Genomic DNA, 4,174 nt, shown 5'->3' on the forward strand with positions numbered 1-4,174 from the left:
ATCATCAACTCAGGACCAAAAGCTTCTTCAAAACCATACTTTTCCTTATGCCCTTTCGATAAGTAAAAAGACAAAGGAGTGGGTGTTTTTCCTGAATTACTTATCATTACTCTATCCGCTACTTGGACAACTCTTTGTTTGATAGTAGCATCAAGCGCTGTATAATTCCCTGCACCCGCCATATTTGATTGTCCTGCTAATAAAATCACTTGGATAACTTCTTGGTTTTTATTTTGAGCTGTAACTATCCCGAAAGCAACAATAAAAAACAGAGTAAAAATTAATCGGTTCATGATTTGATCTTTTTAGGCAATTTAACTTCATTCGTAGGAGTGGTTTTATCCATCATATCCATATCGATATCCTTTGGGTCGATTCGTCCTTTTTTATGAGGTTGACCGTTCATGTAATTGTTATACAAATTCTGTACCCCATCGCCATAATATAAATAATGATCAAAAATATCTCCATTTCCTAAAATCCTAGGATCATTTTCTTTGATTAGCTGTTTGGTCATCGCTTTGTTCATGTTTGCCATTAGTTTCGAATAATTGGCATCCAAAGCCAAATTATTGACACAAAAAGGATCTTTCTTAATATCATACAATTCGTTTTCGCCTCTTTTTCCAAAATTCAGTTCCCAATATTTCATGATACCTTCATTTCTTCTGGAATTTAAAACTTCGGTTTTTGTAGGACTCGAATCACAGTTTAAATACCCTAATTCAGGGTTCCCTACTGGCCAACGATCCGTTTTGAAATTGTGTAAATACAAATAACCGTTTTGGATAATTCCCCTTACAGGATATCCTTCATCATTGGGGCGACCAACATCGTGACGCTCTTTACCAACCATCTGGAAATCGCGTTTTTTATTGACCACACCAGATTTTTCAGAATAAAAGATATCTGTCAGGCTTTTTCCGCTCAATTTTTCCATTCCTGATTGTTTTTCTGAAATTCCTGCTATTTCCAAACAAGTAGGCGCAAAATCAATAAAACTCACCATATCATCCACGACTCTTCCAGGATTTTTGATTCCATTAGGCCACATAATGGCTAGCGGAGAATGGTTTGAATATTCATATACTTGCCCTTTTACACGAGGAAAGGGCATTCCGTTATCAGAGGTTACGATAACAATCGTATTATCTAACTCACCACTTTCTTCTAATAACTTCAAAATATTTTGTAAGTGCTTGTCAAAATATTCCATTTCATAAGCATAGTCGAGCATGTCATTACGCACAACTTCATTATCCGGCCAAAAACAAGGTACTTCATCAATAGAATTAATATCCATCCCTCCTAATTTTGCTCCAGACATATATTCATACGCACGGTGTGGTTCTTTGCTTCCGTACCAAAAACAGAACGGTTGCCCTTTTGGTCTGGCTTTTAAGAACGATTCAAAATTCTTAGTATAATCAACATTTGATATTTGTTTTGTAGGTGGTTTTAATTTGAATTCATCAAATTCAGTTCCTGTCAATTCTCTTTCTTTACCGTTGATTTGACCTGGATCTCCCGGTCCCCAACCTTTACCCGTAAAACCTACAAAAAAACCATTTTCAGTAAGTGCTTCCGCATAGGTTTTGAATTTAGCTGGAAAATAAGGAGAATGATTTCCCGCTTCTTCTAATTGCCAACTGTTACGCCCCGTGATAATACACGCACGCGAAGGGGCACATTTCCCGTTAGGAGTGTAAGCGTTATTGAACAAAATTCCATCTTTGGCAACACGGTCAAAAGCGGGTGTCTTTACCCATTTACAACCGTAAGCACTAAAATGTTTCCATCCCGCATCATCGGCTACAGCAAATAAAATATTTGGTCTTTTTGCTATTTTTTCTTGTGCAGTCGAAAGTTGACTTAACCCCATAAAAGAACTGAGGGCAATTAAAAATATTTTTTTCATTACTAAATGGTCTAGTTAATAGTTTAGTTATACAAATTTTCAATTTCTAGCTGAGTATAATGTCTGTTATGGTATTTCAAAAGTATCTCTGAGTAAATAGTTCTACTTTAAAGACAAAATAACTTTCAATCCAAGCAATAACAAACCTTCTCAGCTATTTACTAACTAAAAAAGCAATTTTAAAATCATGGTCTTCTATCTGTAAAATAGTATGTAGTATCAGTTCAAACTTTTTTTACTACAGCGTGACCTCAGTCATGGTTTTATTTGAAGCCAACCAATATCTCAGCATCGGTGATTTTGCTAATTCGAAGGTTATTGTCTTTCGCTGTGTCCAATTGGTTCTTTTATTAGGTCGCAAATTTGCTATTTAGAACTTCGCCATTATACAATTTAATGACTTTGTCTGAGACATGCATTCCTGAAACAATAAATAGTAGAATTGTGCGCCAATCTTTTTTTCCTAACAATCCATTATTTATCCCAAGTATCCGTTCTAAAAGACGAAGCCGGCAAACCAAAGGTATTAAACAAACTTCCCTGAATGTAATTCAGCCAACCATACCGCACTGCAACTGGTTTTAAAACGATATCATTCCATACCTCTAGTTGTCCTTTCACTATTTTCACTGACGCAGGGTAAAATACCTTATCTTCTCCAGCAATTTCAAATCCTTCGATTTTTTTATCCTTTGAAAACAAGCCGCTTGGTGCATATTCAAAACTAAGAAGCGCTTTACTTTCCTTTACCTCCATGCTTTTATAAATAGGACCACTGTACTGAATCCCCTTTATCTCATAGGTTTTGGCTAAAGCCCAATATCCTAAGCGCTCTCCTACTTTTTGTTTTTCGGCCGGATGAATGGAATATTCCTCACCAATATCCATAGTCACTGCCATACCCGTATTCTTAGTAGTCAGCATCGTTTTTAATTGTGCTTCACGCAAAAAAGAAGCATTTTCATTTTTTGAATACACAAATGGTGCAATTTGAACAAAATAAAACGGAAAATCCCCTTGTTTGAAATCAGCTCTCCAGTTTGTAATTAAAGCGGGAAACAATCTAGCATACTGTTCTGGTTTACTTCTATTACCTTCTCCCTGATACCAGATTACCCCTTTAATTCCAAAAGGAATCAGCGGATGAATCATTCCGTTATACAAAGCAGTAGGCGTATTTTGATTTAGATTTTCTTTGGTATTAGCAGTCAAATTAAATTCTGGGAAATCTTTTCGCAATGTTTCTGGTGACGTCCAAGCTTGTGCTACGGTACCTCCCCAGCTACTTGTAATCAATCCCACGGGAACTTGAAGTGTTTCCTGAAGCATTTTTCCATAAAAATAGGCAACAGCACTACAATCAGGAGCTGTTGCCGGTGATGAAATTTCCCAGTCCCCACCCGCTAAATTTTCTTGTGGAGTAAGTGCCAACTGTCTTTTGACTGCAAAAAAACGCAATTGTGAATTCGTACTTTTTAAAATAAAATCATTATTTCCATTGACTGGTTGACCTTGGAAACCTCTTAATGGCATTTCCATATTTGATTGACCAGAGCACAACCAAACCTCTCCTAGTAGCACATCTTCAAGAACGACTTTTTTAGAACCTAAAACGGTCAATTTGTATGGGCCACCCGCAATAGTTGTTTTTATTTTTGTTTGCCAATGTCCGTTGTTATCAGTGGTCGTTTTTGCTTTTTGTCCCCAACTCCCTTCAATGTTAATGATAGCATTTGGCTTATCAGTTCCCCATACTGCTACATCAGACTCTCTTTGTAAAACCATATGGTTTCCAAAAATATCTGCTAACTTAGTTTGTGCTGTCATCGTAAGACAGGCCACAAAAAATAAAAAAGTAACGAATTTATTTTTTTTCATTTTCAAAAGACTTATTCAAAGAAACGAGTTCTTTTCTATTTAATAATGATGATTTTTATCTTTAACGAAACCTATTTTATCCAAAATAAAAACTTTTACGAATTTGAATTATCCGAATATTTACTGACCATCTCGGCAGCATATTTTCCAGGAGTTACTTCGTATTTCTCTTTAAATAGTTTGCTAAAATGAGTACGACTCTTAAATCCAGTCATCATATAAACCTCATTTACAGATAATTTTCCTTCCACTAAAAATTCAGCGGCTTTTTTCAAACGGTAGACTTTCAAAAGCTCGAAAGGCGTATAAATAGTTAATGTTTTTACTTTTTGATAAAAATGTGTACGATTCAAATACAAATCTTTGGCAAAATGATCC

At 35.7% G+C, this 4,174-nt stretch carries 4 protein-coding genes; all 4 read right to left on the reverse strand.

Features of this window, described 5'->3' with window-relative positions:
- Positions 1–293 (reverse strand): sialate O-acetylesterase (locus tag WBQ70_RS09865; RefSeq protein ID WP_423913518.1); only part of this gene is annotated, 293 nt, incomplete at its 3' end.
- A complete protein-coding gene (locus tag WBQ70_RS09870) occupies positions 290–1,918 on the reverse strand; it encodes a sulfatase family protein (protein WP_423913520.1) in 1,629 nt (542 codons plus the stop codon). The genes WBQ70_RS09865 and WBQ70_RS09870, both read right to left, overlap by 4 nt.
- A 474-nt stretch (positions 1,919–2,392) precedes the next feature.
- Positions 2,393–3,796, reverse strand: coding sequence for a sialate O-acetylesterase (locus WBQ70_RS09875; protein ID WP_423913523.1), 1,404 nt, complete (start codon positions 3,794–3,796; stop codon positions 2,393–2,395).
- 95 nt (positions 3,797–3,891) lie between these two features.
- A partial coding sequence (locus WBQ70_RS09880; protein WP_423913525.1) for a helix-turn-helix domain-containing protein occupies positions 3,892–4,174 on the reverse strand: 283 nt, incomplete at its 5' end.

This window comes from Flavobacterium sp. (assembly GCF_049590715.1).
GTDB lineage: Bacteria > Bacteroidota > Bacteroidia > Flavobacteriales > Flavobacteriaceae > Flavobacterium.

Coding starts and splice junctions, on each gene's coding strand:
- WBQ70_RS09875 (WP_423913523.1), bottom strand. CDS start 3,796: ATGAAAAAAAATAAATTCGTTACTTTTTTATTTTTTGTGGCCTGTCTT.
- WBQ70_RS09870 (WP_423913520.1), bottom strand. CDS start 1,918: ATGAAAAAAATATTTTTAATTGCCCTCAGTTCTTTTATGGGGTTAAGT.